Genomic DNA, 26,069 nt, shown 5'->3' with positions numbered 1-26,069 from the left:
CCAAGGGCGGCCCACAAGGGGTCGCCTTTTTACTTTCGTTTGAAGTCTGAAAGGTGCCTGTCATGTCGATCACGCCGCTGATGCCCGTTTACCCCCGGTGCGCAGTACGTCCGGTCCGCGGTGAAGGCGCATATCTGTTCGGCGAACGAGGCGAGCGCTATCTGGATTTCGCCAGCGGTATCGCGGTGAATCTGCTCGGACACGGTCACCCGCATCTGACCAAGGCTATTCAGGAACAGGCCGCGACGCTGATCCATGTGTCGAACCTTTACGGCAGCCCGCAGGGCGAAGCCTATGCGGCGCGGCTGGTCGAAAACACTTTTGCCGACACCGTCTTCTTCACCAACTCGGGCGCCGAGGCGGTCGAATGCGCGATCAAGACGGCGCGCGCTTATCATTCGAGCGCGGGCAACGCCGAAAAGCATAACCTCATCACCTTCAACAATGCGTTCCACGGGCGCACGCTGGGGACGATTTCGGCGACCAATCAGGAAAAGCTGCGCAAGGGTTTCGACCCGTTGCTGCCCGGCTTCGCCTATGCGCCGTTCGATGATCTCAACGCCGCGCTCGATCTGGTCGATGACAATACCGCCGGCTTCCTGATCGAACCGATCCAGGGTGAAGGCGGCATCCGCCCCGCGTCGCAGCCCTTCCTTCAGGCGCTGCGCGATATATGCGACAAGCGCGACCTGATGCTGGTGTTCGACGAAGTCCAGTGCGGCGTTGCACGCACCGGCTCGCTCTATGCCTATGAAGAATTCGGCGTCGTTCCGGACATTCTGGCGAGCGCCAAGGGTATTGGCGGCGGCTTTCCGATGGGTGCCTGCCTCGCCACCGAAAAGGCGGCGCGCGGCATGGTGATCGGAACCCACGGCTCGACCTATGGCGGCAATCCGCTCGCGATGGCGGCGGGGCAGGCGGTGCTCGACGTCGTGCTGGAAGAAGGCTTTCTCGCGTCGGTCAAGGCGACCGGCGAGCGGCTGCGCGGCGCGCTCGAACAGCTGATCCCGAACCATGACAATTTGTTCGAAAGCGTTCGCGGCATGGGCCTGATGCTCGGCCTCAAGCTGACGTCGGACAGCCGTGCCTTTGTCGCGCATCTGCGCGACAATCACGGACTGTTGACGGTCGCAGCTGGCGAAAATGTCGTTCGCGTTCTGCCGCCGCTCAACATCGAGCAGGGTCATATCGACGAATTTATCGAGAAACTGTCGGCAGGCGCGGCGAGCTACACGCCTCCTGAAGCGTGATGCGGCATTTTCTGAACCTGTCCGACGCCGGCGGCGATGCGGTCGCGGCGATGCTCGCCGATGCTATCGACCGCAAGACCGCGCGCGCGGGTTGGCCGAAGGCAAAGCCCGACGCCGACAAGCCGCTCGCGGACCATGTGCTGGCGATGGTTTTCGAGAAGAATTCGACCCGGACCCGCGCGTCGTTCGACATCGGCATCCGCCAGCTTGGCGGCGTGCCGATGATCATCGATGCGGGCACGAGCCAGCTCGGTCGCGGCGAGACCATTGCGGACACGGCGCGCGTGTTGTCGCGCTATGTCGATGCGATCATGATCCGGACCGACGATCATGCCAAGATCGAGGAAATGGCTGCCTATGCAACCGTTCCGGTGATCAACGGCCTGACCGACCTGTCGCATCCGTGCCAGATCGTCGCCGACCTGCTCACCATGGTCGAACATGGCAAGGCGCTGCCCGGGCTTGAACTCGCATGGCTCGGCGACGGGAATAATGTCCTTTCGTCGTTGATCGAGGCGGCGGGGCTTTTCGGTTTCAACGTCCGGGCGGGCTGTCCGCAGGGCTATGATCCCGACCCGGCGTTCGTCGAAGCCGCGCGCGCCAGAGGCGCACGGATCGACGTCGTTCGCGACGCCCGCGAAGCCGTCGCCGGCGCCGATATGGTCGTCACCGATACGTGGGTGTCGATGGGACAGGATCATGCGCATAACAAGCTGGCGGCGATGGCGCCCTATCAGGTCGACGAGCGCCTGATGGCGGCGGCCAAGTCCGATGCGCTGTTCCTGCATTGCCTGCCCGCGCATCGCGGCGACGAAGTGACGGACGCTGTCATGGACGGTCCGCAATCGCGCATTTGGGACGAGGCCGAAAACCGCGTCCATGCGCAGAAATCCGTCCTGCTTTGGGCGCTGGGAAAATTGTGAGCCTATAATCGTGAGCGAAACCATCGAAACCTGGTTCGATCAGCCTCTGGTCTTCACCATCGCCGCGCGTCACGTGCGCGGGCGACTGGTGCGGCTGGGGCCGGTTTTGAATACGATCATCGCGGCGCATAATTATCCGCCGGTTGCCGAAAAGCTGCTTGCCGAAGCGCTGGTGCTCACGGTTTTGCTGGGATCGACACTGAAGGACGAAAGCGGGCAGTTGACGCTGCAGGCTCAAACCGGCGGCGGCCCGATCGAATTGCTGGTGTGCGACTATCGCGGCGGCGAGCTGCGCGGCTATCTGAAATTCGATGCCGAGCGGTTGGCCGAGGTCGGGTCCGACCCGACATTGTTCGCCCTGTTCGGCGAAGGCTTTCTTGCGATCACCTTCGACCAGGCGACCAGCGGCGAACGCTATCAGGGCATCGTGCCGCTGGAGGGATCGTCGATCGGAACCGCTGCCGAACATTATTTCGAACAATCCGAACAAATTCCCAGTCTGCTCAAACTTGCCGCGCGCCATGATGCCGAAGCGGGCTGTGTCGCCGGCGGATTGCTGCTCCAGCATCTGCCCGAAGGGGAGGTCGGCCGCGACCGATTGCATGCGCGTCACGATCATCCCGAATGGGATCATGCGCGGACGATTGCGACGACGCTGAAAGACGAAGAGCTGACCGATCCTGCGACGTCGCTCGAAACGCTGGCATGGCGCCTGTTCCACGAAGAAGATGTGCGCGTCGTGCCGGGTGTGACGCTTTCGCGCGGCTGCCGGTGCAGCAATGACTATTTCGCGGGTGTGCTGGCGCAGTTCCCGGAGGCGGAGCGGCAGAACATGGCGGACGAAGCCGGAAACGTCGTCGTCGATTGCGCCTTTTGCTCACGCATATTCCCGATTCCATTGGAAGAAATCGCGACCCACGGCTGACCGGGCCATCGCCGCCGGGTCGGTCGGCGACAAGGCGAGGCAATTTGGCGCCAAGCGGTTGAAAACGCGCAACCTGATTGCTACCTTGTGTGAAACAGGGTCGCAATTTCGTTCGCTTTCGGGCGACCAACGGACAGGTGGAAATGGCGATCTTCTCTCCTTTCATGCGATGGACTTTGGCTGCTTGCGCGCTGGCCGTTGCGCCAGCGGTTCCCGCGCAGGCGCCCTCGCTGGCGATGCTCGACCGACTTGAAAAAGGAAGCTGGCAGCTGCGCGAGCGCGGCAAGGACGCCGTGTTGCAGACGATTTGCGTCGGCGATGCGCGGCGTATGATCCAGATCTACCATCCACGGTCGAATTGTTCGCGCTATGTGATCGAGGATACGCCGACGTCGGTGACAGTGCATTATACCTGTCCCGGCGCGGGGCACGGCCGCACCAATATCCGCAGCGAAACCAATCGCCTGGTGCAGATCGACACGCAGGGAATCGCCGACGGGAAACCCTTTTCACAGTCGATCGAGGCCCGCCGGACTGGCGGCTGCTGAGGTCCAACTATCGGTAAGCTGCGGTTAACCCTTCCGGGCTAAACCGGATGCGTGACACATGGATGTGTGTCCGTCTCCCTGAACGGCTGATGCCGAACTGGGCCGCATGGCAAAGTCGTGCGGCCCGTTTCTTTGGTGCGCTGCAGCAGCCGACCTCTTGCGCGGTCTTTGGCGCAGGCGTATCGGGCGCGCATGCAAGATATTTCCGGAAAAACCCTGATCGTTCTTTTGTCGGGCGGGCTCGACTCGATGGTCTGCGCGGGCCTCGCGCGCGAAGCTGGCGCGCGGATCGTCGCGCTGACGATCGACTATAATCAGCGTCATCGCGTTGAACTGGAATCGGCGGCGCGTATTGCGAAGAGCGTTGGCGCGGTCGAACATATCGTCCTGCCGCTCGACCTGCGCCGTTTCGGCGGTTCGGCGCTGACGGCCGATATCGACGTGCCGAAAAATGGCATGAGCGACGAGATTCCGGTCACCTATGTCCCGGCGCGCAACCTGATCTTCCTGTCGCTGACGCTGGGGCTCGCCGAAGCGCGGCAGGCGCAGGACATCGTCATCGGGGTCAATGCGCTCGACTATTCGGGCTATCCCGACTGCCGCCCCGACTTCATCGCGGGGTTCGAGGATCTGGCGCGGCTCGCGACGCGCGATGGCGATATTGGCGTCACTTTCCGCATCCGCGCGCCGCTGCAATATATGACCAAGGCCGACATCGCGGCCGAGGCGGCGCGGCTGGGCATGGACGCGGGGATGAGCTGGTCCTGCTATGATCCGACGCCCGATGGCCTGCATTGCGGCCTCTGCGAAAGCTGTCGTTTGCGGAGCAAGGGCTTCGCAGACGCCGGTATCGTCGATCCGACCCGCTACGCGGCCGAGGCCTGATCGATGGCCTATGCCGTCAAAGAGATTTTCCTGACCCTGCAGGGCGAGGGCGCGCAGGCAGGGCGCCGTGCGGTTTTCTGCCGCTTTGCCGGATGCAATTTGTGGACGGGGCGCGAGGTCGATCGTGCGAAGGCCGTGTGCAAATTCTGTGATACCGATTTCGTCGGCACCGACGGCACGCTGGGCGGCAAATATGCCGACGCGGCGACGCTCGCGGAGACGATCGCTGAAAACTGGGGCGAAACCTTCGACGACCGCTATGTCGTGCTGACCGGGGGCGAGCCGATGCTTCAGGTCGATGACGCGCTGATCGACGCGCTCCATCGCGAGGGGTTTACCGTCGCGATTGAATCCAACGGTACGCTCGCCGTCCCGCGTAGCATCGACTGGATCTGCATCAGCCCGAAGGCAGGAGGTGAGCTCGTCCAGCTGAGCGGAGACGAACTCAAGCTCGTCTGGCCGCAACCCGGTAGTGACGTCGAACGGCTCGCGGGATTGGATTTCGAGCACCGGCTGGTCCAGCCACTCGACGATCCGAATGCCGCGGACAATGTCCAGCGCTGCATCGATCTGGTGATGGAAGACCCGCGCTGGCGGCTGTCGTTACAGGCGCACAAGAGCCTGGGATTGCGTTAAACGCGTTTACTCGCCCTTTTTGGCGGCTGGGTCGGCGACGGTTTTTTGAATGGCGGGAGCCGCGACGGCATCGCCGGCCGCTTCTCCATCAGCCCCGTCGCCTTTTTCGGCCGCCTCGTCGCCGGACTTTGACGCTTCCTTCTTTGTTCCGTCGTCCGGAACATTGTTATCAACGGCCGTGCCGTCGCTTGCCGCATTGTCGAGAATGATCATCGAATCGCTGATCGAACCCGGTTGAACCTCGACCGCGTCGAGCTTGGCGGTCGATTTGCCAGCGGGATCGCCGCTGCCGCAGGCCGCGAGCGAGAGAAGGACGAGTGAGGAGAACAGGATGCGGGTCATGTGCCGTTCCTAATCCTTCGCTTGAAGCTTGTCGAGAAAGGCGGGCAGGGCATTCGTCAATGCAGTATCGACGTCGGCAAAGCTGGCGGCCTTGCCGAGCGCGGCGAGGCTGGTGACCGGGAATTCGGCGATCCCGCACGGCACGATGCCGCCGAAATGCGCCATGTCAGGCGCGATGTTCAGCGAAAAACCGTGCATCGTGACCCAGCGCTTCACGCGCACCCCGATCGCGCCGATCTTCGCCTCGCGGCCTTGCTGGTCGTCGGTCCAGATGCCGATACGGCCGTCGGCGCGGCGCGCTTCGACGCCCAGCTCTGCCAGTGCGTCGATCACCCAGCCTTCCAGTGCGGATACATAGGCCCGCACATCGCGGCCGCGTTTCGTGAGGTCGAGCTGGACATAGCCGACCCGCTGGCCCGGGCCATGATAGGTGTAGCGGCCGCCGCGCCCGGCGTCATAAACGGGGAAGCGCGGATCGAGCAGTTCGGCGGGATCTGCGCTTGTGCCTGCCGTATAGAGTGGCGGGTGCTCGATCAGCCAGATACGCTCGCGGCCTGCACCTGCGTGGATCGCGGCGGCGCGCGTTTCCATGTCGGCGAGCGCGGTCGGGTAATCGGTCAGGCCCGGCGAAACGGTCCATTCGGGTGGCGGGAGACGGCTCATGATGCCGCGTCCTGCCTGCCCTAGCGAACGAGTGCAATAGCGGCTGCTCCGAATCGCTCCACAAGGCTGGACAACCGCGATCAAGGGCGTCAGGCTCCCGCGCGTAACCATCAGGTGGAAATGGAGTATTGATGCCGAAATTCGACATGGGCGCAGCTTGGGATGACAGCAAGGTCTTGCTGCGCTCGCATAGCACGCTGACGGGCACGATCGCCGCCGTTTTCCTGTTTTTGCCGACGCTGGCGGTCGGCTGGTTTGGGCCGACGCCCATAGCGCCCGCCGACGGCGCGAGTCTGGAACAGGTCATGGCGGCGTTTCGTGAAAATGCGGGGCAGACGGTTCCCTATCAACTGTTGGTCAGCATCATTTCCGCGATCGGCGGGGTTGGTATCTTGCGATTGTGGCTGTCGCGATCGGGCACCAGCGTCGGCGACGCGTTGCTCTTCGCGATCAGGATGATCCCCACGATGATCGCCGTTCAATTGATCCTCGGCGTCGCGCTCGGCCTTGGTGCTCTGCTGCTCCTCATGCCCGGGATCGCTGCCAGCGGCGGGCCGGTCGGCATGCTGCTTGTGCTGATCGGCTTGATCTTGCTTCTGGGTCTCAGCGCTTATTTCTGGGGACGGCTTGCCGTCGTGTCGCCGGTGATCGCCGACCGCGAAGTGCGCAACCCCGTGGCCGCGCTTCAGGCGGGCTGGGCGCTGACCCGAGACAATGGCTGGCGGATTTTCCTTTTCATGTTTCTGGTTGCTCTGGTGATCGTCGTCGTCGCGGCGCTCGTCGGCGGCGTTGTCGGTGCCGTGGCGGGAACGAGCGACGGGATCGGGCGGATATTGACCGGATTGGTCCAGGGCGTCGTTGCCGCCGTCGGTGGGCTCATATCGGTGGCGATTGCCGCTGCGACATATCGCCAACTGGTGGTCCGCGATGGCGGAAATGTTTTTTCATGAGTGAAGGGCGCTTGCCGCAAGCTGTTTCGCAAAGGGGGAAATGACGATGAACAGGATTAGCATTGGTCAGGCCTGGTCCTATGCGACCGGCTTTTTCTCCGGACAGGGCATCCATCACGCCATCATCCTGATCGGGGTTGGGATAGTCGTTCCCCTGATATTGCAATTCGCGCTTGGCGGCGGTGCCCTCATGGCCGATCCAATGAGCTTTGCTACGGGCGAGGGAATGATGGCGATGGGCGGGCTCGCAATCCTGCTCAGCCTGATCAATTATATTCTGCAGACCGGCAGCTATTTTGCATCGTGGCGGGTCGGACTGACGCAGGGCGGCGAGACGCTTGGTTCGGCGCTGGGCTATGGCCTGATTGCGGCTTTGCCTGTGCTGCTGTTGAGCTTCGTTGTGGTGATCATATTCGGACTGATCGCTTTTCTGATCTTTGGCAGCGCGCTTATGCCGATGATGATGGGAGAGCAGCCCAGTCAGGCTGCGATCGCCGGCACCGGCATGCTTCTTTTGCTCGTGATGCCGCTATTTCTGCTGTTCGCGACCTGGATTGCCGCGCGTTTCAGCTGCACCGGGCCGGTGATGGCCGACCGGCGGACATTCAATGTGTTGACCGGCCTAGGCGAATCCTGGCGGATGACCGCGGCGTCGCAGTGGAAGATCGTCGGCTATTTCGTCCTGCTGGGTATCGCGCTTTTCGTCATCGCCATGATCCTGATGATGATCGTCGGCGTATCGATGTTCGCTGGCGGCGGTATTCCCAGTGACACGTCGATCATTGGCATCATCGTCGCTGCAGTGCTTTTTACCGTGCCGATGGCCTATTTGCAGGTCGGGGTTCCTGCGGGCATCTATCGCGCTTTGGGGCAAAGCAGTCAGGACGAAGTTTTCGCCTGACTGCCGCGCAGAGACAGACTGAAAGGGGGCGTCCAAATAACGGGGCGCCCCTCTTTCTGTTTCAGCTCCATTTGGCGAGTGGCGGCAGGCTCATCAAGATCGCATCGATATTGCCGCCGGTCTTGAGCCCGAACAGCGTTCCGCGGTCGTAGACGAGGTTGAATTCGGCATAGCGCCCGCGCCAGACAAGCTGTTCTTCGCGCTGCGCCTCGGAATAGGGCTCATTCATCCGGCGCCGGACGATCTGAGGGAAAATATCGAGAAACGCCTCGCCGACGGCCTGGGTGAACTGGAAGTTGCGGTCGAACTCAGCGTCGTCGTCCGCTTCGAGATGGTCGTAGAAAATACCTCCGACGCCGCGGTGAACGCCGCGATGCGGGATGTAGAAATAATCGTCGGCCCATTTGGCGTAGCGCTCATAAACGTCGGGACCAAAGGGGGCGCAGGCCGCGCGCAACCTTGCATGGAATGCGTCGGTATCCTCGGCATAGGGAAGCGGTGGGTTGAGGTCGGCGCCGCCACCGAACCAGCGCTTCGTCGTGACGAGAAGGCGCGTGTTCATATGCACCGCGGGTACGTGCGGGTTCTTCATATGCGCAACCAGGCTGATTCCCGTCGCAAAGAAGCTGGGATCTTCGGCCGCGCCGTGAATGGACTGTGCGAAGTCGGGCGCAAACTGGCCGCCGACGGTCGACACATTGACGCCGACCTTTTCGAAAACCTCGCCCGTCATTACGCCGCGCACACCGCCGCCGCCGGCACCGGGATCAAGCCCGTCGGCCTCGCGGTCCCACGGCGTATAGGCAAAGCGCGCGTCGCTTCCGGCCTCGGCTTCGATCGCCTCGAATTCGGCGCAGATTCGGTCGCGCAGCGATTCGAACCACGTGCGCGCAGCCTGTTGCTGGGGATCGAGCGAAATCATGCCGGAAAGCCTTTCGTCTGTCTGAGAGCTTCGGCGAGCGCGATGCCAGCCGCCACCGCGACATTCAAGGAGCGAAAGCCCGTCTGCATCGGAATTGCGACCCGCGCCGCCGCAGCGTCATGGACATAAGCGGGTACGCCCGTGGATTCTGCGCCGAGCAAAAGAATGTCATTCGGTGCGAAAACAAAGTCGGGCAGGGGAGTCGCTCCTGCGGTGGTCAACAGCACCGGGCGAAGGTCCGCAGCGATGATGGATGCGTGAAAGCTGTTCCAATCGGCGTGACGGCGGACATTGGCGCGTACCGCATAGTCCATGCCTGCCCGCTTGAGGGCGTGATCGGAGAAAGGGAAGCCACAGGGCTCGATGATATGCGCTGCCACATCGAAACAAGCGGCGGTCCGCAGCGTTGTACCAACATTTCCCGCAATATCTGGCTGAAACAGGGCAATTTCCATCGCGACCCCATAGCTGTTACGCCAAGCGGAATCGAGGGGTATCGCCGCTGTATCGCTTTGCGGAAAAAAGAAGGGAAATTGACTGTTGGCAAGCCCTGGATGTGCGGCTATCAGGCCCGCAATTCCCGGAGGGGCCGCCGGGACGCGTCGCTTTCGTGTGTGCGCAATACAGGCGGTCCGACTTTCCGAGAACTTTGTCAGTTCACCCATGCAAGGGCAGTCGAATGGCTAGTGAATCCGAACTCAATGCCGGCATCGAAGATGGCGTGCGGCGCCGGGACTTCATCAATATTGCGGCAGTGAGTTTCGCGGGCGTTGGTGCTGCGACTGTTGTCTTGCCGCTGGTCAACCAGATGAACCCGTCAGCCGACGTGCTTGCGCTGTCGTCGACCGAAATCGACATTTCCGCAATTCAGCCGGGTCAGGCGATCAAGACGAGTTGGCGTAAGCAGCCCGTGTTCGTTCGCAATCTGGTTGCGGCAGAAATCGCTGAAGCAAAGAAGGTTCCGCTAGGCGATCTGCGCGATCCGCAAACGCTTGATGATCGCACCAAGCCCGGTAAGGAAAACTGGCTGATTACGCTGGGCGTCTGCACTCACTTAGGCTGCGTGCCGCTTGGTGCTGCCGAGGGTGAGAACCGCGGCGACTTCGGTGGCTATTTCTGCCCGTGCCATGGTTCGCATTATGATACCGCAGCACGCATTCGCAAGGGGCCGGCGCCCACAAATCTGGTTGTGCCGCCCTATGAATTTACCAGCGACACCGTCGTGACGATCGGCTGAGGAGCGAGATAAGATGAGCTTTCCCTGGGCCAAACCCTATGAACCGACGCATCCGCTGATGAAGTGGATGGACGAGAAGCTGCCGATTCCGCGCCTCGTCTATAACGCCACCGGCCCCGGCTATCCGGTGCCGCGCAACCTCAATTATTTCTGGAACTTCGGCGTCCTCGCCGGCGCCGCGCTGATGATCCAGATCATCACCGGTATCGTTCTGGCGATGCATTATGCTGCGAATGCCGGTGTCGCCTTCAATTCGGTCGAGCATATCATGCGCGACGTGAATGCTGGCTGGTTCATCCGCTACGCGCATATGAACGGCGCGAGCATGTTCTTCATCGTCGTCTATCTGCACATCTTCCGCGGTCTTTATTACGGTTCGTACAAGGCGCCGCGCGAAATGGTCTGGCTGCTCGGTGTGGTCATCTTCCTTTTGATGATGGCGACCGCATTCATGGGCTATGTGCTTCCGTGGGGCCAGATGAGCTTCTGGGGCGCGCAGGTGATCACGGGCTTCTTCTCGGCGATACCCATTGTTGGTGAGCCGGTGCGCGAGTGGCTGCTCGGCGGTTTCGTCCCCGACAATGCCACGCTCAACCGTTTCTTCTCGCTGCACTATCTGCTGCCGTTCGTGATCCTGGGTGTCGTCATCCTGCACATCTGGGCTCTGCATATCCCCGGTTCGTCGAACCCGACGGGCATCGAGGTGAAGGATGAACAGGATACGGTTCCGTTCCACCCCTATTACACCGCGAAGGACGGCTTCGGGCTGGGCGTCTTCCTGCTGATCTTCGTCGCGCTGACCTTCTTCAGCCCGAACATGCTGGGTCATGCCGATAACTATATCCCGGCAAACTCGCTTTCGACGCCGGCGCATATCGTTCCCGAATGGTACTTCCTGCCGTTCTACGCGATTTTGAAGGCCTTCACCTTCAACTTCCTGTGGATCGACGCGAAGCTGTGGGGCGTCATCGCGATGTTCGCTTCGATCGCACTGCTGTTCTTCCTGCCCTGGCTGGACAGCTCGCCGATCAAGTCGTCGACCTATCGCCCGATGTATCGCATCTTCTTCTGGATCCTCGTCTTCGACGTGCTCCTCCTCGGTTGGTGCGGCATGCAGCCGGCAGAACAGCCGTGGGTGATCCTGAGCCAGCTTGGTGCCATCTATTACTTCGCTCACTTCCTGGTGATCCTTCCCATCGTATCGCGGATCGAACGTCCGCTGCCGATGCCGAACTCGATCACCGAAGCGGTCCTCGCCAAACACGCCACCGACACCACGTCGGCTTCGGCAACGGCCTGAGCGCCGGACTTTAATAGGAGCTGATACAGCCATGGTTCGTCCGCTCGGATTCCTCGTCGGCCTGGGGTTTATCACGGCACTGGTGCTCGCGATCTTCACGACGCCGCTGTCCAATGAACACAACGCCACGCATGACTTCCACAAGCATCCGAAGAAGCTCGCTCTCGCGAGTGACGGTCTGGTGCCCCACTGGGACAAGCAGCAACTCCAGCGCGGGATGCAGGTGTACAAGGAAGTATGCTCGGCATGCCACAGCCTGAACTTTGTTGCCTTCCGCAACATTCAGGATCTGGGCTATACCGAAGGCCAGGTGAAGACCTTTGCCAAGGGCTTCCAGGTGCCGTCGATCAACCCAGACACGGGTGAACCGGCGACGCGCGACGGCCTGTCGTCGGATCATTTCCCGGCGCCTTATGCCAACGAAACGGCTGCTCGCGCCGCGAACAACAATGCTCTGCCGCCGGATCTTTCGCTGATCACCAAGGCACGCGAAGGCGGCAAGAATTATGTCTATTCTCTGCTGACCGGTTACCAGAATCCGCCGACCAACCTGCCGAAGGAACTCGCGCCGAGCACGGGGCTGCACTACAACCCCTATTTTGCGAACCTGAACCTTGCGATGGCGAAGCCGCTGTCCGACGGTCAGGTGACCTATGCCGACGGCACGAAGGCTACGGTCGATCAGATGGCGAAGGACGTGACTGCATTCCTCGTCTGGACCGCCGAACCCAAGCTGGTGACGCGTGTGCAGGTGGGTTGGGCGACCTTCTTCTTCCTGCTGATCTTCACGGTGCTGACCTATCTGTCGTACCGGAACATCTGGGCCGACAAGAAGCATTGAGGGCATAGGGAAGGGCGGTTATTTCGATGATCGTCCTTCCGCCCCAGCCGGATCTCGACCTCGCGTCGCTGGTCCGCACGATCCCGGACTTTCCCAAGCCGGGCATCCAGTTTCGCGATATCACCACATTGATCGGCGACGCGGTCGGCTTTGCAGAAAGCGTGCGCCGATTAAGTGCGTTGGCCGCGGTTCATCGCCCCGATGTCATCGTCGCGGTCGAGGCGCGGGGTTTCCTGTTCGGTGCCGCGATGGCGACCGCGATGGGGCTGGGCCTTGTCCCCGTGCGCAAGGCCGGCAAGCTGCCGGGCGTCACGATCGGCGTCGATTATGAACTCGAATATGGCGTCGACCGGCTCGAACTGCACGAAGGTGCGGTCCTGCCGGGACATCGGGTTGTCCTTGTCGACGATTTGCTCGCAACAGGCGGTACGATCCTTGCGACGGCGGCGTTGATGCGGAGCGTGGGCGCGGAAGTCGCGGCGGCGCTGTTCGTGATCGACTTGCCCGACCTTGGCGGATCGCAGCGACTGCAGGCCGCAGGTCTTGTTTGCGAGACGCTGATCGCCTTTGACGGGGATTAGCTGGCATCGTTGGGAAACGCGCGCGACTGTTCTCGCGACGAGAGTTTCCAAGGATTTCCGATCAAGTCCCGTAATGATGCTTAAACCGAGATCGGCTTTCGGTCTGTAACGGTTGTGCCCGCTTTGTCAGGCAGGCAAAGAAAAAGCCCGCGCCGAAGCGCGGGCTTATCGCCCCCGTGGCAATCGGGTCGTTCTCAGAAGGGCACCCAGTTCTGCTTTTTGCGGAACTTCATATAGCCGACATTGGCACCCAGCCGTGCGCCGACGCCGACGCGGATCGGGATCAGCACGACATCGCCGCGACGCAGGTAGCTCGCGTTGAAACCGCCAAGCAGATAGGCCGCGCCTTCGCCTGCCGGGTAGCGCTTGTACAGGTCCTCGCTGTCGAACAAATTATAGACGAGGACGAATGTGTTGCCGGCATTGGCGCCGGCGTCGAAGCCGATCGACGGTCCTGTCCAATAGGCGGGCAGCTCGCCCTCTACCTTGTGATGGAGCGTGCCCGAGCCATAGCGGACGCCAACGACCAGCGCACCGCCGGCCTCGCGCCCGACGATATAGGCATTGGGCTCACCCTGTTTTTTCAAAATATCTTCGATCAAACCGGCAAGACCCTGCGCGCCCTTGCCGAACACGCCTTCGGCGGCGCCGATCAGATCGTCCTGCTTGTACGTCGTGCCCGCAGGCGCAGCGTTGGCGACGGTGGCAGGTGCTACTCCCGAAGCCGTGGCCGAGTCGTTGCTGCCCACCACCTCGCCATATTGTTCGTCACCGGTGGCAAGGTCGCTGTTGATGTCGCCGCCCATCGAATCGCTGCTTGCTGGCGGCGGGGAGGGTCTGTCGAGATCTGCGTCGATCGCCGCATTGGGGTCGACTTCCTGCATTTGCGCGGCGGCAGGCATCGGTGCCAAGGCAAGGCCGATTGCCGTAAAAGCCGTGATCGCAAAACTGCTGATCATTTTTCGCATATAACCCCCAATAACCGAGCGGCGCGGGGCGCCGAAATCTGTTTCAATCATGACTCACTTTGCTGCGGGAGCAATGAACCGGCGATGACTTGAGTCGAATTTGCGCCGGAGCGAATCAAATTCACCATAGAAGCTTTGCCGCGAGCAAAAAAATCGCAATGTTAGACGTTGCGGGGTGATCAAGTGCTGGCTATAGCGCCCGCCTAGGCCAGACTGTTGCTAGCGCAGCAGGCCATGCGGAGGCGTGGGTGAGTGGCTGAAACCAACGGTTTGCTAAACCGTCGTACTGGTAAATCCGGTACCGAGGGTTCGAATCCCTCCGCCTCCGCCACTTTCTTTTTGAGAGACCCTTCTGTCAGAAGGATTGCGGTCGGCGTTGACGCCTGCTCCCTTGACGCTTCTCGAACCCGGCGAAAGCTTTCGCCCGATGGGCATAAGCGCATCGGGTCCCGGCCACGCGGTATTTCGAAAATCGTCATGTTGCCGGATAACAGCAGAGCGGATTCACGGCGCATGGCGCATTGATCACATAAAGAGCGGCATGCCGTTGTCCGGCGCGGGGCCATCGATGGTCAAAATGCCGAGGCATATCGCCTGTGTAACGAGGTGGGCCCGATTGCGCGCGTTGAGCTTTAGCCGGACGTTTTCGATATGTCTTTCGACGGTCCGGGGCGCGATGCTTATCCCGATGGCAATTTCTTTCGCCGATCGTCCGATTGCTACGAGTTCTAAAATCTCATGCTCACGAGCGGTAAGATGCGGTTCCGAAAGCAGTTGGTCCCGTTGCACAGCCATTCTCCCCTTGCGCTTTCAGCGCAGATGAACAGCGACCCGTGGCAATTATCGGTTTGGAATGCTCAAGCGTTTGTTATCTTGCGACATTGCTCGATGGTTACAGCGCCAAGGTTGCGCGCCACAACAAACCAGCATCCTCGCAATCAGGAAGCCTTAACATATCGTGCATCGAAATAGGGAAAAATTCGACTTATCCATACCCGGAAAAATACCCAGTAATTTCCCTACGCTGATCGTGCATGTCAATTTCTACGCATTTGGCCGGATGGACTAAAATCGGTCCAATCAACACAATCGCGCCATAAGGGGTCGCCGCAGAAGTCCAATTTTTGATTGGGGAGAAGTGGCGTGCAAGAGTTACGGGCCGGTTTGCGTCCCGGGGCGCACGGTCAAGAAACCGAGCTTCGGTTCCGCAAGGGCGAAATCATCTTCTTTCAGGGCGATCGCAGCGACTGCTGGTTCGAGGTGGTGTCGGGCATTGTCCGAACCTGCCGCTTCCATGTCGGCGGGCATCGCCAACTGACCGGATTTTACTACAAGGGCGATGCATTCGGCGTCGAATGCGGGCGACGCGATGCTGCGGCCGAGGCCGTCACCAATGCCATTTTGAGTCGTCGCTCCGTCATCGCGGGCGAACTGGAATCCTCATGGCAGAATCACGCTCTTGAACGGGCACTGGAGAGCGCCAATCAGTGCATTTTCCTGCTCGGACGCCGAAATGCAAACGAGCGCGTTGCAGCCTTTCTGCTGATCGCAGCGGAGAAACTGGAAGCCCCGGGAAGCGTTCCTTTGCCCATGACGCGAAGCGACATCGCCGATCACCTCGGGCTCACCATCCATACCGTCAGCCGCACGATTTCCGGCTTTGTTCGGCGAGGTTTGATTGAACTGGATGGGCCGCAAATGTGCCGGATTATCGATGTCGAAGGTCTGCGGGCTACCGCGGGCGAAGAGGTCGATGCGGCTATCGGCCGTTTGCATCCAGCGGGACCGCCAAACGCCGTCGTCCATTCCCGGGGAGAAAGACTATGAAAAGGGTGCGGGCAATACCGTTGTTGTTGCAAAGCTGCACGGCCATCGTCGGCTTGTCGGCATTGGTGGTGACAGGCCGTGCCGAGGCCAGCACAACGCAGCCGCTGGCATGCTGGTGCGCGAATCTGGCCTTCCTTGACGTAACCGCCTCTTGGGGCAGCGCGGTACCCGGCGCGCTCGTGGGCGGGGCCGAGGCGGCGTCCTCCGAAACCGGCGAGCAACGACAGATTATCGACGCGCAACGACAATTGATCGACAAGCAAAGCGCGATGATCGCGGAACAGCGCGATCAGATCGAGACGATGCAGCAGCATCTTGCTCAGCAGCAAGTGCAGATCGACAAGCTGACCTTGTTCGCACTGGCGGATCGGCCACTTGATTCGATGCGCGGTGCCGGACTGGCGCAGGGCATCGATCCGGTGCTGCCGGGGCCGGGCTCTACGACGGTATCCTTGCCAGACAGCCCGGTTGGAGAAGCTCCGCCGCTCGAGCCCGGTACCGAGCAACGCGTGGCGGCTGTGCCCGAAGGGCAGGGCGTTCTCACCCCCGCCGGAAAGCTCGCTTTCGAACCCTCGTTTGAATATACGCGGTCTTCGGCCAATCGTTTGGTGTTCCGCGGAATCGAACTGATCCCGGGGATACAGATCGGCTTGATCGAAGCGACCGATGCCGATCGCGACACTGTCGTTGGAACTGCGGCGCTTCGATATGGCCTGACTGATCGATTGGAAGTCGAACTCCGCGCACCCTATCTCTTCCGCAATGACCGGATCGAGGTCGCCCAACAGCGCGACGAAGGGATTGTCCGGCAAATCGCGCTTCGAGAACATGGGATCGGCGATGCCGAATTCGCCGTGAGGTACCAGTTCAACCGACCGGTGGGGCAAAAGCCGATTTTCATCGGGTCGCTACGGGTCAAGTCTGACACAGGCAAAGGGCCGTTCGATATCGGCTATGATGAATTCGGCGTTGCCACCGGGCTTGCCACAGGCTCGGGATTCTGGGCGGTTCAGCCAGGCCTTAACTTTCTGATGCCGTCGGATCCCGCAGTGCTGTATGGCGGCGTATCCTATCTGTATCATATTCCCCGCGACGTGAACAAAATGGTCGGCGACGTGCTGGTTGGGCGCGTCGATCCGGGCGATGCGATCTCCGCCAATCTGGGCTTTGGCTTCGCGCTCAATCCGCGCTTTTCCTTCTCGCTGGGCTATCGCCACAACTATATTTTTCCGACAAAAACTGAGATTGGCGATACCCATCAAAGGTCCAAATATATCCATGTCGGTTCGCTGAATCTTGGCATGTCCTATCGCCTGTCACTCCGCGACGTACTGAATTTCGGATTTGAGTTCGGGGTGACGGAAGACGCACCTGATGTCAGCATCACGGTCCGGATGCCGTTTAGTTGAGGATCGGTGAAGTCAGTTGCTAAGGGCACCGAGCGTGCCGGCGCCCACGGCACTGCCCAGCGCGTCGCTGATCCGGGTCATGGCGAGCGCATCGCGAAAGCCTTCATATCCGGAGATATCGAGCGTAGCATCGACCTGCTGGGTCAAGTTCACGCCGCTGGCCGTATTGATCAGGACGTTCTGGACCGTGTCGGTCGAATGAATGAGCGCGGTTTGGCCGCCATTGGCGAGAAACACCGATTCATCGCCGACCCGCATCTGGATTCCGCCGCTGGTCAGGATTCCAGCCTGGATATGCGATGCGTCGGCTGCGGTAAGCGAGGGCGATACAAAACGATCGACGGTCGCGCCGTTCGCCGTCCAACTGACGACGGTGCGCAGCGCGAGCTGATCGTTCACAAAGCTTCGAATGTCGGCACCGAAAGAGATTTGCATGTCGTTCCATGAAAAGCCGCCGCGTTGCGTCGCGAGAACCTCGTCGGATACCGCCGCTGCTTGGGTGAGCGGGTCCTCAGCTGCGGGTTCGCTGGCCGCCAGCAACAGCGGAGCGAGGGAAAGGGCATATAGATTTCCGCGCATGATCATCCTCATTTCACCGTGCCGACACGAACATCGAGCAGGATTTGCGGTGTCAGCTGATATTTGGGCGGGAGATTGGTGGTCAAATCGCCGGCCGAGACATGGAGGGCGCCATCTTCCTCGAGAGGCGCCTTCGACCAGGGGCCCCAGTCGCCGGCGAGGTTGAACGCAGGGCGACGGTCGCCGCCGTCGACGATCGCCAAAAGAATGCCGTTCCAATGCTTGTCGAAGTCGCTGAGCGAATATTCATTGAGGCCAAGGACGGAATCGCCGGTGAGCACGCGATCGCCCCGCACGCCCTTGATGACCACAAAATGCTTGAACCCCTTGAGGTTCAACAGGGCGATCGTGGGACGCTTCACCTCGCTCAGCTGGTCGATGCCTATGCGAAATCCTTCGGCGCGATAGCCGCGCGACTTCAGGTAGTTTTTCATGTCGAGCATCGAGAATCCGACTTTGCGGATAGCCTCGCGGTCGCCGACTTCCCACATCGCACGAAAGGGTGCGGTTTCGGATGTCGGCTGGCCATAGTGAAAGGTGAGGAGGGTGGCGATTGCGGCGGACCCGCAGCTGAAATCATAGCGTTGGCGGACCACGGAGCGGAAAGGAATATCCCACCAGGTCATCACCTGCACGGCGTAGCTCCCGCCAGCCTCATTATTGCCCAACCGGACTTCGGCGGCTGCGGGCGGCGCCATTTGGGTGCACAGGGCACCGGCGATCAAGGCGAGAAGCGGCCGCATCGCCGGTCAGTTGGCGAGGTTGATGGTCAGATTCATGCCGCTTTGCACACTGACCTGCGCGCCCGTGTTGATCAGCAGATTTCCGACGCCGTTGAAGTTGGACAGCGCGTTGTCGCTGAGCGTCACTGCGCCGGCGGAATAGTCGCCGTTCAGTACATTGCCGCTCGTGATCGCGTTCAGCGTCTGGTTGGTGATCACCAGTGTTTCACCGCCGCGCAGCGTTTGCAGTTCTTCATTGGTCAGCATGGGGGATCTGCGCTCATTTGGACGCATGTTCGTCGCCGAAGGTTCGGGCATAGTTTGGCCATCGACCGTCGCTGTGTCCGAGGGTTTGTCGGGTGCGGTCGCTTGCCCAACCGCCGGTACGGTGAGAATTGCCGTCGCCAGCGCTGCGGATAATATCGGATTGTTCATGACCAGGGCGCTCCTGAAAGGCTCGCAAACAGGATGACCGGCCGCCCGTACAGGCAAGCCGGTCATCTCGGGGGACTCAGTCGCCGCCGCCGCCGCCGCCGGCGCCGCCGGTGTCGCCGAAGCTGACAGTGCCTTGCGCAGCAATGTTGGTCGCGGCCTGGGTATTGGCATTGATGCCCGTATTCCAGGCGGCGTTCATGATGCCCGCATAGGCGGCAAAGGCATTGCCGCGGATCGAGTTGTTGCCGCTGTTATAGCCGACCGGGGTTTCGGAACCGTCTTCACCATCCATATCGACAACTTCGTCAAGGTTTTGATTGGTGTTGATCGCGTTCAGACTCTGGGTTGCAACGACCAGACTGTTGCCGTTGAACGAGCCATTGCCATCATTGTCCTGATCGTCATCCGAAAAGGTGTCGGCGGCATTGTCCTGAACGAACAGATCGATAAGGTCGTTTACGACCGTCGTGTCGCTGTTATTCCCGGACGCGCCGGTGGTGGTGTTGTCATTGTCCTGATTTTGCTGGGCCATTGCCGGCACCCCGGCGACTGCGAGGGTCAGCGTCGACACCGCAAGCATGACTTTCCTGATCATGGTCTTCTTCCTTCTTTCGCAAAGGGGGTAGCGCGCCATGCCGAAAGACATGCCTGTTGCGGATCCTCCCCAATTTGTCCGCACCGATGCGAACAAGGCCATGATGATCGGGCGCACGCCATCGCGCTTTGCGAATTGGCAATGCCGGTCAGGGAGAAGTAACCAGACGGAATCAGTGGGGCGGCGCACCGCCTGTTGGAGCGGAGTGTGAAGGCTGGCTTATTTTTACAGTATCTCTCGTTCAATGACTTGTTGACATAATATAGTTATCGCTATGATATTGCCGATGCCGTTGCAGACGATCTTCGTCGGTCCGGATGCTCGACCCGATTGCCAGTTATTCCTACCGGGAAAATATAATGACCAAGCCAGCAAAACCCGATTTCCCGCCAAATTTTCAATGGGGCGTATCAACCTCGGCGTACCAGATCGAAGGCGCGGTGGCCGAGGGAGGGCGAGGATCATCGACCTGGGACATATTCTGCGATCAACCAGGCCGAATTGTGGACAGGTCGAGCGGTGCGAGGGCGACTGACCATTATCATCGTTACCCCGAAGATGTGGCTTTGATGAAGGCACTCGGCGTCTCTCATTATCGCTTTTCGATCGCATGGCCGCGGATACAGCCGGTCGGGCATGGCGATGCCAATTCGGGAGGGCTCGCATTTTACGACCGGCTGGTGGATGAACTATGCGCCGCGGGCATCGTTCCGGTTCCGACATTGTTCCATTGGGACACACCGCAGGCCCTCGAAGAGGAGGGCGGTTGGCTCAATCGCGATACGGCGTATCGCTTCGCCGATTATGCGGCGATCATGGGGGAAAGGCTGGCCGATCGCGTCGGCATGTGGCTTACAATCAACGAGCCGACGGTTGTGACGAGCTTCGCTTATGGCGTAGGCGCGCACGCTCCCGGACGGTCGTTGGGACTCGGCGCGATGCCCGTCGCGCATCATTTGTTGCTGGCTCACGGATTGGGGGTGCAGGCTCTTCGCGCCGCTGGCGCGCGCGAGATCGGCATTGCCAATAATCAGGCGCCGGTCTGGCCGGCGAGCGATTCGAGCGAGGACAGGGCAGCTGCCGGGCTTTACGAGAATATCTTCAACTGGTTGTTCTCGGACCCGCTGCTGCTGGGACGCTATCCTGACGGTTTCGACGCGATGATGCCGGGGCCGGTCGCTGAAGATCTCAAGATCATCTCCACCCCGCTCGACTGGTATGGCCTCAATTACTACAACCCGGTGCGCGTAGGGGCGCCGACGGGCGAACTTCGGCATGTCGATGGAGTGGAAATGCCATCCGACCTCCCGTTCGACCTTCCTGAAATCGAGGGGTATCCGCGCACCGATTTTGACTGGCCGGTCATACCCCAGGGATTGACCGAGATCATCGGCCAATTGCGCGGTCGTTATGGCGATGCTTTGCCGCCGATCGTCATCACCGAAAATGGATGCTCCTATAGCGATGGGCCGGATGCCGACGGCCGTGTCGACGACCAGCGCCGGATCGCATATCTCGACGGCCATTTGCACGCGTTGGCGAAGGCAATGGATGATGGCGCCGATGTGCGCGGCTATTTCGTCTGGTCGTTGCTCGACAATTTTGAGTGGGCCGCAGGATACGAGCAGCGCTTCGGGCTGGTCCATGTCGATTTCGAAACCATGGCGCGGACACCCAAGGATTCCTATTTCTGGTATCGCGACCTGATCCTGGCGCATTCTGCCGTGAGTGCATGACTGCAGCGGTTTCTGCGGACCGCCCGGACCGCCCGGACCGCCCGGAGCGCGAGGGGCCGGTAAAATGGCCGTGGATTGGCGCGCTATCAGGAGCCAATTTCGGCCTGTGGGTTGCGCTGTTCGGTCCGATTCAGCTTTTGCTCGGCCTGCAGGCTCAGGCGGTTGCGCCGGACAATAAGGTCGCGGTGCTGGGAATAGTTTCGGCCGCCGGGGCTATTTGTTCGCTGATCGCCAATCCGCTCTTCGGGGGGCTTTCCGATCGCACGGTTTCGCGGTTTGGGCGGCGCTTGCCATGGGTGCTATTCGGGGTGGTCGGCGGTGTGCTGAGCCTCGCTTTTCTGGCCACGGCTGATAGTTTCGCGGGCATGGTCGTGGGGTGGTGCCTCGCCCAGACCGCGCTCAATGCGATGTTCGCCGCGCTGGTTGCCGCGGTGCCCGATCAGGTTCCGGTCGCCCAGCGCGGAGCGGTGGGAGGTTGGCTGGGCGTTGCGCAAATCGGCGGGGTGGTTGGCGGCGTTGCGGTTGCGGAGGCAGCGTTGCCGGATGTAGCGCTTGGCTATCTTGCCTGTGCAGCGGTTTTGATGGTGTCCGCTGCACCCTATCTGTTGCTCCGCCGCGATGTCGTGCTCGACCCTCGTCTCAGATCGGGTTTTTCCTGGCGTAACTTTCTGACCGGTTTCTGGATCGATCCGCGCAAATATCCCGATCTGGGATGGGCGTGGATGGCGCGTTTTTCGTTCAACCTCGCCTATGCGGTGGGCACGCTCTATCTTCTCTTTTATCTCGACGACATCGTGCACCGTCCCGATCCAGCTTCCGACGTTGTCAAGATGACTGCGGTGAACGTCGGGTCGATGGTGCTTTTCATGGTTCCTGCAGGAATTTTGTCGGACAGGTTGGGGCGGCGCAAGATCTTCGTCGTGATTGCTGGGGTGATTCTGGCGTGCGGGATGGCCTTGCTAGCGACGGCTCCGGACTGGAGCGGCGCCCTGATCGCGGCGGCCGTGATCGGGGCTGGCTATGGTATCTACACGTCGGTCGAATTTGCCTTGATCACCCAGGTCTTGCCCAGTGAGGCTGACCGGGCCCGTGATCTGGGCGTGATCAATGTTGCCAACTCCCTGCCGCAGGTTCTTGCGCCAGCGATCGCGGGATTGGTCGTCAGCCTTGCAGGCTATTCCGTCCTGTACATGCTGGCGGCGGCGGCGGCGTTGAGCGGGGCCATCTTGATCCGGCAGATAAGGACTGTGGCCTGACGAGGCGGTTTGCTTCAAGTCGAACCGCCTTGCGCGGTCAGGCGCTGGGTGTGGCGGGAAACTCCTGTGCCATCCATCCTGTGAAGCGCTGGCACGCATCCTCGACGAGTTCGGTCGTCAGCGCATAGCTGAAGCGGATGAAGCGGTTGCCATTCTCCGGATCGAAATCCACGCCCGGGGCAGTCGCGAGGCCGGTATCGGCGAGCAGTTTCTTGCAGAATGTAATGCTGTCGTCGGTCAGATGGGCGATCGAGGCATAGATATAAAATGCGCCGTCCGACGGCGCGACGTCGGTGATGCCCAGTTTCGCCAACGCCTCGATCAGCAGCACCCGGTTGCGGCGATAGACTTCGACCCGCGCGTCGAGTTCGGGTTCGCAGTCGAACGCTGCCAGGGCGGCATGCTGGCTGAGCGCCGGGGGAGAGAGGAAGAGGTTGCCAACGCGCGCGCGCGCCGCGCTGATATGGGATTTCGGGCAGACGAGCCAGCCGAGGCGCCAGCCGGGCATTCCATAATATTTCGAGAAGCTGTTGATGACGAACGCGTCGGGGTCGTAATTCAGCACCGAATGCGTTTCGGTCCCATAGCTCAGCCGATGATAGATTTCGTCGGAAATGATCTGGACGCCGCGCTCTTTGCACGCCGCGACGATGTCAGCCAGTTCGTCCGGCGGGATGATCGTACCCGTCGGGTTGGCCGGGCTCGCCACGATCAGCCCGTGGGGAGCGTCCGCCGCGTCGCGGATGTGGCGGGCGTTGATCTGGAAACGATCCCCGGCGCCGCACGCGACCTCGACGGGTGTCATCGACAGGGCGCGGAGCGCGTTGCGGTAGGCGACATAACCCGGCCGTGCGGTCATCACGTGGCTGCCGGGGCGGAAGACGGTTAGCAACGCCAAAACGAGCGCGGGCGAAGCGCCGCAGGTCAGGATGATTTGTTCGGGCGCAACGTCGACACCATATTGTTCACGATACTGGCGCGCGATTCGTTCGCGCAGCGGCGCGCTTTCCCAATATCCCATCATGCTGTCGTCGTTGCCGAGCGTATCGATTGTCGCCGCGACAGCCCCTTGCGGTGCGCCTTCGGACGGCTGCCCGAACTCCATATGGATGATGGATGCTCCGTCGCGGCGCATCTTCTGGGCAAGCTGGCTGATCTCGATGGCGCGAAACGGATCAATATCGTCGGAGAGGCGGTCGTGCGTCATACAATAATGTCCAGATTGGGGGGAGGGGATGTGTCGCTCGTGCCGTCTCCCATCGTTTAGTCAAGTCTGTGCCGGAAATTTCGCATTTTGCGATCTCGATTAAAGGCGAGAAAAAGCGTCGATAGTTGTTGTAACTGCGAATCGTTCTCGATAGTGCCCGCTGATCCTTCCAGCGCAGATTGTCCGCATGCACCAGATGACCTCCCCGCGACCCGCGACCAAGAAGAAGAGCAGCAAAAGCTTCTGGTTGAAGCAGCTCCATACTTGGCACTGGATGAGTTCGGCGATCAGCCTGATCGGCCTTTTGCTGTTCGCGATCACTGGCTTCACCCTGAACCATGCCGCCGACATCGAAGGCACGCCGGTCGTCACCCAAAAAGCGGCGCAGCTACCGCCGCCGCTCTTGAAACAACTTGCAGCCGCAGCCCCCGCTGACGCGAAGGCGCCTTTGCCCGCGCCGGTTGTGAAGTGGGTCGAGGTGAATTTCCCGGTACGTGCGGGAGCAGAGGCGGAATGGTCGGCCGAAGAAGTCTATCTGGCCGCGCCGCGGCCCGGTGGTGACGCCTGGGTCGCGATCGATCTCGCGACGGGAGAGGCGAACGCCGAAATCACCAGCCGCGGATGGATTTCCTACCTCAACGATCTTCACAAGGGTCGCAATTCGGGCGGGGAGTGGAGCCTGTTCATCGATATTTTTGCCGGAGCCTGCCTGGTCTTTGCGATTACCGGTCTGTTCCTGCTGCAACTCCATTCGGCCAAGCGGAAAAGCACCTGGCCGCTCGTCGGCGCGGGGATCGTCATTCCGGCGGTCATCGCCGTCATTTTCATTCACTAGGAGAATTTCGATGCAGCTTTCCTACGGTGTCCTCCTGATCGGCGGGTCTGCCGGCCTCGCCACGGCTCTGGCCACGCCCGCTATCGCCGCCGCTCCCGGCGTCATGGATGTCACGATCAGCATTCCGCGGCTGAAGGTCGCCGAATATCACAAGCCCTATGTCGCCTTCTGGGTCGAAAAGCCCGGTGCGACGGCCAAGACGGTCGCCATCTGGTACGACCATGACATGAAGGCGAACGAAGGCACGAAATGGCTCCGCGACGTTCGCCAATGGTGGCGTGCGTCGGGGCGGTCGCTGACCTTTCCCGCCAACGGTATCACCGGTGCGACCCGTGCGCCCGGAACGCATAAAGTGTCATTCACCCGCGCCCAGCTCGGCGCGCTGGCGCCGGGGCAATATACGCTGCTGATCGAAGCATCGCGCGAAGTCGGCGGCCGCGAAGTTTTGCGTATTCCTTTCACCTGGCCTGGCAAGGCCGGAGCGGGGGGACGCGCCGTCGGGACGAGCGAGCTGGGGACCGTTTCGGTCTCCTTCCGCTAAGGCAGGGAAAAGGACAGGATGATGAAAAGGAAGATTTTGGGTTTCGCCGCGACCGTCGCGCTGGCTGCGGTCGCCATCGTTCCCGCGAGCGCACACCGGCAGTGGATGCTGCCGTCGTCGACCGTTTTGTCGGGTGACGATGTCTGGGTGACCGTCGACGCCGCCGTATCGAACGACCTATTCTATTTCGAGCATCAGCCGCTGCGCCTCGACGCGGTCAAGGCATGGGCGCCCGACGGGACCGAAGCGGCGATCGAGAATAAGGCAACGGGTCGCTATCGCAGCACCTTCGACGTTCATCTTACGCAAAAGGGAACGTGGCGGATTGCATCGGTTTCCGACGGCCTGATGGGCAGCTATGATCTGGGTGGCAAGACCGAGCGACTGCCGCGTGGGACCACGACCGCCAATCTGGCCGAACGCCTTCCTGCGGGCGCAACCAACGTGAAGACGGCCGAATCGAGCAATCGCAACGAGATTTTCGTGACCGTTGGCGAACCGACGACGACGCTGTTCAAGCCGACCGGAAAAGGCATCGAACTTGCGCCGGTGACTCACCCCAACGACCTGATCGCCGGCGAAGCCGCCAGCTTTCAGTTCCTGCTCGACGGCAAGCCGGCCGCAGGTCTGACGGTGACCGTGATCCCGGGCGGAATCCGCTATCGCAACGATCTGGGAGAGATGAACCTCAAGACCGATGCTCAGGGCAAGGTCGATGTGAACTGGGCCGAACCGGGCATGTACTGGCTCAATGTCACGACACCGCAGGCCGAGCGCGCCGAAGGCGCAGGCGAGCCGCCGCTGCAGCGCCGCGCAAGCTATGTCACGACGTTAGAGGTGCTCGCGCCCTGACGGACCGCATATTGATTCCCCGCGCGTTGACGCCCGCAGCCTTTGCCGGGCGCGACGCCGGGGCGGCGATCGAAAGTTTCGCCGGCGAGACGATGGGTACAAGCTGGTCGCGGGGGGGGGGGGGGGGGCCCCCCCCCCCCCCCCCCCCCGGGGGGGGGGGGGGGGGCGGCCCCCCCCCCCCCCCCCCCCCCCCCCCCCCCCCC

The 26,069-nt window shown here is 61.2% G+C and carries 30 protein-coding genes and 1 tRNA gene; 20 read left to right on the top strand and 11 right to left on the bottom strand.

Annotation, left to right across the window (positions count from 1 at the left end; all coding sequences use genetic code 11):
- Window positions 1-62: 62 nt before the first annotated feature.
- The 6 genes from ACSYDV_RS16150 to queE all read left to right on the top strand — a co-directional run bounded on the left by ACSYDV_RS16150 (window position 63) and on the right by queE (window position 5,167).
- Window positions 63-1,250, top strand: a complete 1,188-nt coding sequence (locus tag ACSYDV_RS16150; protein WP_438324853.1) for an aspartate aminotransferase family protein — start codon at window positions 63-65, stop codon at window positions 1,248-1,250.
- Window positions 1,247-2,173 (top strand): ornithine carbamoyltransferase, encoded by a 927-nt coding sequence (gene argF, locus ACSYDV_RS16145; protein WP_438324852.1) that lies wholly within the window; start codon window positions 1,247-1,249, stop codon window positions 2,171-2,173. The genes ACSYDV_RS16150 and argF overlap by 4 nt, the downstream gene beginning before the upstream one ends.
- A 10-nt stretch (window positions 2,174-2,183) precedes the next feature.
- Window positions 2,184-3,098, top strand: a complete 915-nt coding sequence (gene hslO, locus ACSYDV_RS16140; RefSeq protein ID WP_438324851.1) for an Hsp33 family molecular chaperone HslO — start codon at window positions 2,184-2,186, stop codon at window positions 3,096-3,098.
- 89 nt (window positions 3,099-3,187) lie between these two features.
- Window positions 3,188-3,646 (top strand): hypothetical protein, encoded by a 459-nt coding sequence (locus tag ACSYDV_RS16135; protein ID WP_438324850.1) that lies wholly within the window; start codon window positions 3,188-3,190, stop codon window positions 3,644-3,646.
- Window positions 3,647-3,814: 168 nt separating this feature from the next.
- Window positions 3,815-4,531 carry a 7-cyano-7-deazaguanine synthase QueC gene (gene queC / locus ACSYDV_RS16130; RefSeq protein ID WP_438324849.1) on the top strand — a complete coding sequence of 239 codons (717 nt, stop codon included), beginning with the start codon at window positions 3,815-3,817 and terminating at the stop codon, window positions 4,529-4,531.
- Window positions 4,532-4,534: 3 nt separating this feature from the next.
- A complete protein-coding gene (queE, locus tag ACSYDV_RS16125; protein ID WP_438324848.1) occupies window positions 4,535-5,167 on the top strand; it encodes a 7-carboxy-7-deazaguanine synthase in 633 nt (210 codons plus the stop codon).
- A gap of 6 nt (window positions 5,168-5,173) precedes the next feature.
- On the opposite strand, the gene ACSYDV_RS16120 is transcribed toward queE, so the two are convergent.
- Entirely contained in the window at window positions 5,174-5,509 is a 336-nt protein-coding gene (locus ACSYDV_RS16120) for a hypothetical protein (RefSeq protein WP_438324847.1), read from the bottom strand.
- A 9-nt stretch (window positions 5,510-5,518) separates the two neighbouring features.
- Window positions 5,519-6,172, bottom strand: a complete 654-nt coding sequence (gene lipB, locus ACSYDV_RS16115) for a lipoyl(octanoyl) transferase LipB (protein ID WP_438324846.1) — start codon at window positions 6,170-6,172, stop codon at window positions 5,519-5,521.
- 131 nt (window positions 6,173-6,303) lie between these two features.
- On the opposite strand from lipB, the gene ACSYDV_RS16110 reads away from it, so the two are divergent.
- Both ACSYDV_RS16110 and ACSYDV_RS16105 read left to right on the top strand, forming a co-directional pair.
- A complete protein-coding gene (locus tag ACSYDV_RS16110) occupies window positions 6,304-7,122 on the top strand; it encodes a hypothetical protein (protein ID WP_438324845.1) in 819 nt (272 codons plus the stop codon).
- A gap of 46 nt (window positions 7,123-7,168) precedes the next feature.
- Window positions 7,169-8,023 (top strand): hypothetical protein, encoded by an 855-nt coding sequence (locus tag ACSYDV_RS16105; protein WP_438324844.1) that lies wholly within the window; start codon window positions 7,169-7,171, stop codon window positions 8,021-8,023.
- Window positions 8,024-8,084: 61 nt separating this feature from the next.
- Here the strand turns inward: ACSYDV_RS16105 and hemF are convergent, their stop codons facing one another.
- Together hemF and ACSYDV_RS16095 are read right to left on the bottom strand one after the other, a co-directional pair.
- On the bottom strand, window positions 8,085-8,945 hold the full coding sequence (gene hemF / locus ACSYDV_RS16100; protein WP_438324843.1) for an oxygen-dependent coproporphyrinogen oxidase: 861 nt from the start codon (window positions 8,943-8,945) through the stop codon (window positions 8,085-8,087).
- Complete coding sequence (locus tag ACSYDV_RS16095) at window positions 8,942-9,400, bottom strand: tRNA (cytidine(34)-2'-O)-methyltransferase (protein WP_438324842.1); 459 nt, start codon at window positions 9,398-9,400, stop codon at window positions 8,942-8,944. Before ACSYDV_RS16095 ends, hemF begins: the two co-directional genes overlap by 4 nt.
- A gap of 224 nt (window positions 9,401-9,624) precedes the next feature.
- On the opposite strand from ACSYDV_RS16095, the gene petA reads away from it, so the two are divergent.
- From petA to ACSYDV_RS16075, 4 genes are read left to right on the top strand one after another with little or no spacing between them, the layout of a single operon-like run.
- Window positions 9,625-10,182 carry a ubiquinol-cytochrome c reductase iron-sulfur subunit gene (petA, locus tag ACSYDV_RS16090; protein ID WP_438324841.1) on the top strand — a complete coding sequence of 186 codons (558 nt, stop codon included), beginning with the start codon at window positions 9,625-9,627 and terminating at the stop codon, window positions 10,180-10,182.
- Between the two features lie 13 nt (window positions 10,183-10,195).
- Window positions 10,196-11,482 (top strand): cytochrome b, encoded by a 1,287-nt coding sequence (locus ACSYDV_RS16085; RefSeq protein ID WP_438324840.1) that lies wholly within the window; start codon window positions 10,196-10,198, stop codon window positions 11,480-11,482.
- 31 nt (window positions 11,483-11,513) lie between these two features.
- A complete protein-coding gene (locus tag ACSYDV_RS16080; RefSeq protein ID WP_438324839.1) occupies window positions 11,514-12,323 on the top strand; it encodes a cytochrome c1 in 810 nt (269 codons plus the stop codon).
- A gap of 26 nt (window positions 12,324-12,349) precedes the next feature.
- Window positions 12,350-12,904, top strand: coding sequence for an adenine phosphoribosyltransferase (locus ACSYDV_RS16075; protein WP_438324838.1), 555 nt, complete (start codon window positions 12,350-12,352; stop codon window positions 12,902-12,904).
- A 194-nt stretch (window positions 12,905-13,098) separates the two neighbouring features.
- Here ACSYDV_RS16075 and ACSYDV_RS16070 read toward each other — a convergent pair whose 3' ends face one another.
- Window positions 13,099-13,872, bottom strand: a complete 774-nt coding sequence (locus ACSYDV_RS16070; protein WP_438324837.1) for a DUF1134 domain-containing protein — start codon at window positions 13,870-13,872, stop codon at window positions 13,099-13,101.
- Between the two features lie 238 nt (window positions 13,873-14,110).
- Here ACSYDV_RS16070 and ACSYDV_RS16065 point away from each other — a divergent pair.
- Window positions 14,111-14,203: transfer RNA gene (locus ACSYDV_RS16065), tRNA-Ser, on the top strand.
- Window positions 14,204-14,397: 194 nt separating this feature from the next.
- Here ACSYDV_RS16065 and ACSYDV_RS16060 read toward each other — a convergent pair.
- Window positions 14,398-14,667, bottom strand: a complete 270-nt coding sequence (locus ACSYDV_RS16060; protein ID WP_438324836.1) for a LuxR C-terminal-related transcriptional regulator — start codon at window positions 14,665-14,667, stop codon at window positions 14,398-14,400.
- A 348-nt stretch (window positions 14,668-15,015) separates the two neighbouring features.
- Here ACSYDV_RS16060 and ACSYDV_RS16055 point away from each other — a divergent pair, with 348 nt between their 5' ends.
- Window positions 15,016-15,699, top strand: a complete 684-nt coding sequence (locus tag ACSYDV_RS16055; protein WP_438324835.1) for a helix-turn-helix domain-containing protein — start codon at window positions 15,016-15,018, stop codon at window positions 15,697-15,699.
- Entirely contained in the window at window positions 15,696-17,108 is a 1,413-nt protein-coding gene (locus ACSYDV_RS16050; RefSeq protein ID WP_438324834.1) for a hypothetical protein, read from the top strand. The genes ACSYDV_RS16055 and ACSYDV_RS16050 overlap by 4 nt, the downstream gene beginning before the upstream one ends.
- 12 nt (window positions 17,109-17,120) lie before the next feature.
- On the opposite strand, the gene ACSYDV_RS16045 is transcribed toward ACSYDV_RS16050, so the two are convergent.
- The 4 genes from ACSYDV_RS16045 to ACSYDV_RS16030 form a co-directional block, all read right to left on the bottom strand.
- Window positions 17,121-17,687: a hypothetical protein gene (locus ACSYDV_RS16045; RefSeq protein ID WP_438324833.1), complete on the bottom strand. Its 567-nt coding sequence runs from the start codon at window positions 17,685-17,687 to the stop codon at window positions 17,121-17,123.
- A gap of 8 nt (window positions 17,688-17,695) precedes the next feature.
- Entirely contained in the window at window positions 17,696-18,385 is a 690-nt protein-coding gene (locus ACSYDV_RS16040; RefSeq protein WP_438324832.1) for a C39 family peptidase, read from the bottom strand.
- Window positions 18,386-18,436: 51 nt separating this feature from the next.
- Window positions 18,437-18,844 carry a hypothetical protein gene (locus ACSYDV_RS16035; RefSeq protein ID WP_438324831.1) on the bottom strand — a complete coding sequence of 136 codons (408 nt, stop codon included), beginning with the start codon at window positions 18,842-18,844 and terminating at the stop codon, window positions 18,437-18,439.
- Between the two features lie 76 nt (window positions 18,845-18,920).
- Window positions 18,921-19,439, bottom strand: a complete 519-nt coding sequence (locus tag ACSYDV_RS16030) for a hypothetical protein (protein ID WP_438324830.1) — start codon at window positions 19,437-19,439, stop codon at window positions 18,921-18,923.
- A 359-nt stretch (window positions 19,440-19,798) separates the two neighbouring features.
- On the opposite strand from ACSYDV_RS16030, the gene ACSYDV_RS16025 reads away from it, so the two are divergent.
- Together ACSYDV_RS16025 and ACSYDV_RS16020 are read left to right on the top strand one after the other, a co-directional pair.
- Window positions 19,799-21,175: a GH1 family beta-glucosidase gene (locus tag ACSYDV_RS16025; RefSeq protein ID WP_438324829.1), complete on the top strand. Its 1,377-nt coding sequence runs from the start codon at window positions 19,799-19,801 to the stop codon at window positions 21,173-21,175.
- Window positions 21,172-22,431: an MFS transporter gene (locus tag ACSYDV_RS16020; protein ID WP_438324828.1), complete on the top strand. Its 1,260-nt coding sequence runs from the start codon at window positions 21,172-21,174 to the stop codon at window positions 22,429-22,431. The genes ACSYDV_RS16025 and ACSYDV_RS16020 overlap by 4 nt, the downstream gene beginning before the upstream one ends.
- 37 nt (window positions 22,432-22,468) lie before the next feature.
- Here ACSYDV_RS16020 and ACSYDV_RS16015 read toward each other — a convergent pair whose 3' ends face one another.
- Window positions 22,469-23,638 carry a pyridoxal phosphate-dependent aminotransferase gene (locus ACSYDV_RS16015; RefSeq protein WP_438324827.1) on the bottom strand — a complete coding sequence of 390 codons (1,170 nt, stop codon included), beginning with the start codon at window positions 23,636-23,638 and terminating at the stop codon, window positions 22,469-22,471.
- 187 nt (window positions 23,639-23,825) lie between these two features.
- Here ACSYDV_RS16015 and ACSYDV_RS16010 point away from each other — a divergent pair, with 187 nt between their 5' ends.
- The 3 genes from ACSYDV_RS16010 to ACSYDV_RS16000 are packed head-to-tail and all read left to right on the top strand — an operon-like array spanning window position 23,826 to window position 25,866.
- Window positions 23,826-24,473, top strand: a complete 648-nt coding sequence (locus ACSYDV_RS16010; RefSeq protein WP_438324826.1) for a PepSY-associated TM helix domain-containing protein — start codon at window positions 23,826-23,828, stop codon at window positions 24,471-24,473.
- Between the two features lie 10 nt (window positions 24,474-24,483).
- Window positions 24,484-25,014 (top strand): DUF2271 domain-containing protein, encoded by a 531-nt coding sequence (locus ACSYDV_RS16005; protein ID WP_438324825.1) that lies wholly within the window; start codon window positions 24,484-24,486, stop codon window positions 25,012-25,014.
- Between the two features lie 21 nt (window positions 25,015-25,035).
- Window positions 25,036-25,866 (top strand): DUF4198 domain-containing protein, encoded by an 831-nt coding sequence (locus ACSYDV_RS16000; RefSeq protein ID WP_438324824.1) that lies wholly within the window; start codon window positions 25,036-25,038, stop codon window positions 25,864-25,866.
- The last annotated feature ends 203 nt before the right edge of the window (window positions 25,867-26,069 follow it).

The sequence above is a fragment of the Sphingopyxis selenitireducens genome (genome assembly GCF_051550705.1).
In the GTDB taxonomy this organism is placed as follows: domain Bacteria; phylum Pseudomonadota; class Alphaproteobacteria; order Sphingomonadales; family Sphingomonadaceae; genus Sphingopyxis.
Note: the sequence above shows the minus strand (reverse complement) of the source record. Positions and strands in the feature narration are given on the sequence as shown.

Coding starts and splice junctions, on each gene's coding strand:
- ACSYDV_RS16150 (WP_438324853.1), top strand. CDS start 63: ATGTCGATCACGCCGCTGATGCCCGTTTACCCCCGGTGCGCAGTACGT.
- queE (WP_438324848.1), top strand. CDS start 4,535: ATGGCCTATGCCGTCAAAGAGATTTTCCTGACCCTGCAGGGCGAGGGC.
- ACSYDV_RS16120 (WP_438324847.1), bottom strand. CDS start 5,509: ATGACCCGCATCCTGTTCTCCTCACTCGTCCTTCTCTCGCTCGCGGCC.
- lipB (WP_438324846.1), bottom strand. CDS start 6,172: ATGAGCCGTCTCCCGCCACCCGAATGGACCGTTTCGCCGGGCCTGACC.
- ACSYDV_RS16110 (WP_438324845.1), top strand. CDS start 6,304: ATGCCGAAATTCGACATGGGCGCAGCTTGGGATGACAGCAAGGTCTTG.
- ACSYDV_RS16105 (WP_438324844.1), top strand. CDS start 7,169: ATGAACAGGATTAGCATTGGTCAGGCCTGGTCCTATGCGACCGGCTTT.
- hemF (WP_438324843.1), bottom strand. CDS start 8,945: ATGATTTCGCTCGATCCCCAGCAACAGGCTGCGCGCACGTGGTTCGAA.
- ACSYDV_RS16095 (WP_438324842.1), bottom strand. CDS start 9,400: ATGGAAATTGCCCTGTTTCAGCCAGATATTGCGGGAAATGTTGGTACA.
- petA (WP_438324841.1), top strand. CDS start 9,625: ATGGCTAGTGAATCCGAACTCAATGCCGGCATCGAAGATGGCGTGCGG.
- ACSYDV_RS16085 (WP_438324840.1), top strand. CDS start 10,196: ATGAGCTTTCCCTGGGCCAAACCCTATGAACCGACGCATCCGCTGATG.
- ACSYDV_RS16080 (WP_438324839.1), top strand. CDS start 11,514: ATGGTTCGTCCGCTCGGATTCCTCGTCGGCCTGGGGTTTATCACGGCA.
- ACSYDV_RS16075 (WP_438324838.1), top strand. CDS start 12,350: ATGATCGTCCTTCCGCCCCAGCCGGATCTCGACCTCGCGTCGCTGGTC.
- ACSYDV_RS16070 (WP_438324837.1), bottom strand. CDS start 13,872: ATGCGAAAAATGATCAGCAGTTTTGCGATCACGGCTTTTACGGCAATC.
- ACSYDV_RS16060 (WP_438324836.1), bottom strand. CDS start 14,667: ATGGCTGTGCAACGGGACCAACTGCTTTCGGAACCGCATCTTACCGCT.
- ACSYDV_RS16050 (WP_438324834.1), top strand. CDS start 15,696: ATGAAAAGGGTGCGGGCAATACCGTTGTTGTTGCAAAGCTGCACGGCC.
- ACSYDV_RS16045 (WP_438324833.1), bottom strand. CDS start 17,687: ATGCGCGGAAATCTATATGCCCTTTCCCTCGCTCCGCTGTTGCTGGCG.
- ACSYDV_RS16040 (WP_438324832.1), bottom strand. CDS start 18,385: ATGGCGCCGCCCGCAGCCGCCGAAGTCCGGTTGGGCAATAATGAGGCT.
- ACSYDV_RS16035 (WP_438324831.1), bottom strand. CDS start 18,844: ATGAACAATCCGATATTATCCGCAGCGCTGGCGACGGCAATTCTCACC.
- ACSYDV_RS16030 (WP_438324830.1), bottom strand. CDS start 19,439: ATGATCAGGAAAGTCATGCTTGCGGTGTCGACGCTGACCCTCGCAGTC.
- ACSYDV_RS16025 (WP_438324829.1), top strand. CDS start 19,799: ATGACCAAGCCAGCAAAACCCGATTTCCCGCCAAATTTTCAATGGGGC.
- ACSYDV_RS16020 (WP_438324828.1), top strand. CDS start 21,172: ATGACTGCAGCGGTTTCTGCGGACCGCCCGGACCGCCCGGACCGCCCG.
- ACSYDV_RS16015 (WP_438324827.1), bottom strand. CDS start 23,638: ATGACGCACGACCGCCTCTCCGACGATATTGATCCGTTTCGCGCCATC.
- ACSYDV_RS16010 (WP_438324826.1), top strand. CDS start 23,826: ATGCACCAGATGACCTCCCCGCGACCCGCGACCAAGAAGAAGAGCAGC.
- ACSYDV_RS16005 (WP_438324825.1), top strand. CDS start 24,484: ATGCAGCTTTCCTACGGTGTCCTCCTGATCGGCGGGTCTGCCGGCCTC.
- ACSYDV_RS16000 (WP_438324824.1), top strand. CDS start 25,036: ATGAAAAGGAAGATTTTGGGTTTCGCCGCGACCGTCGCGCTGGCTGCG.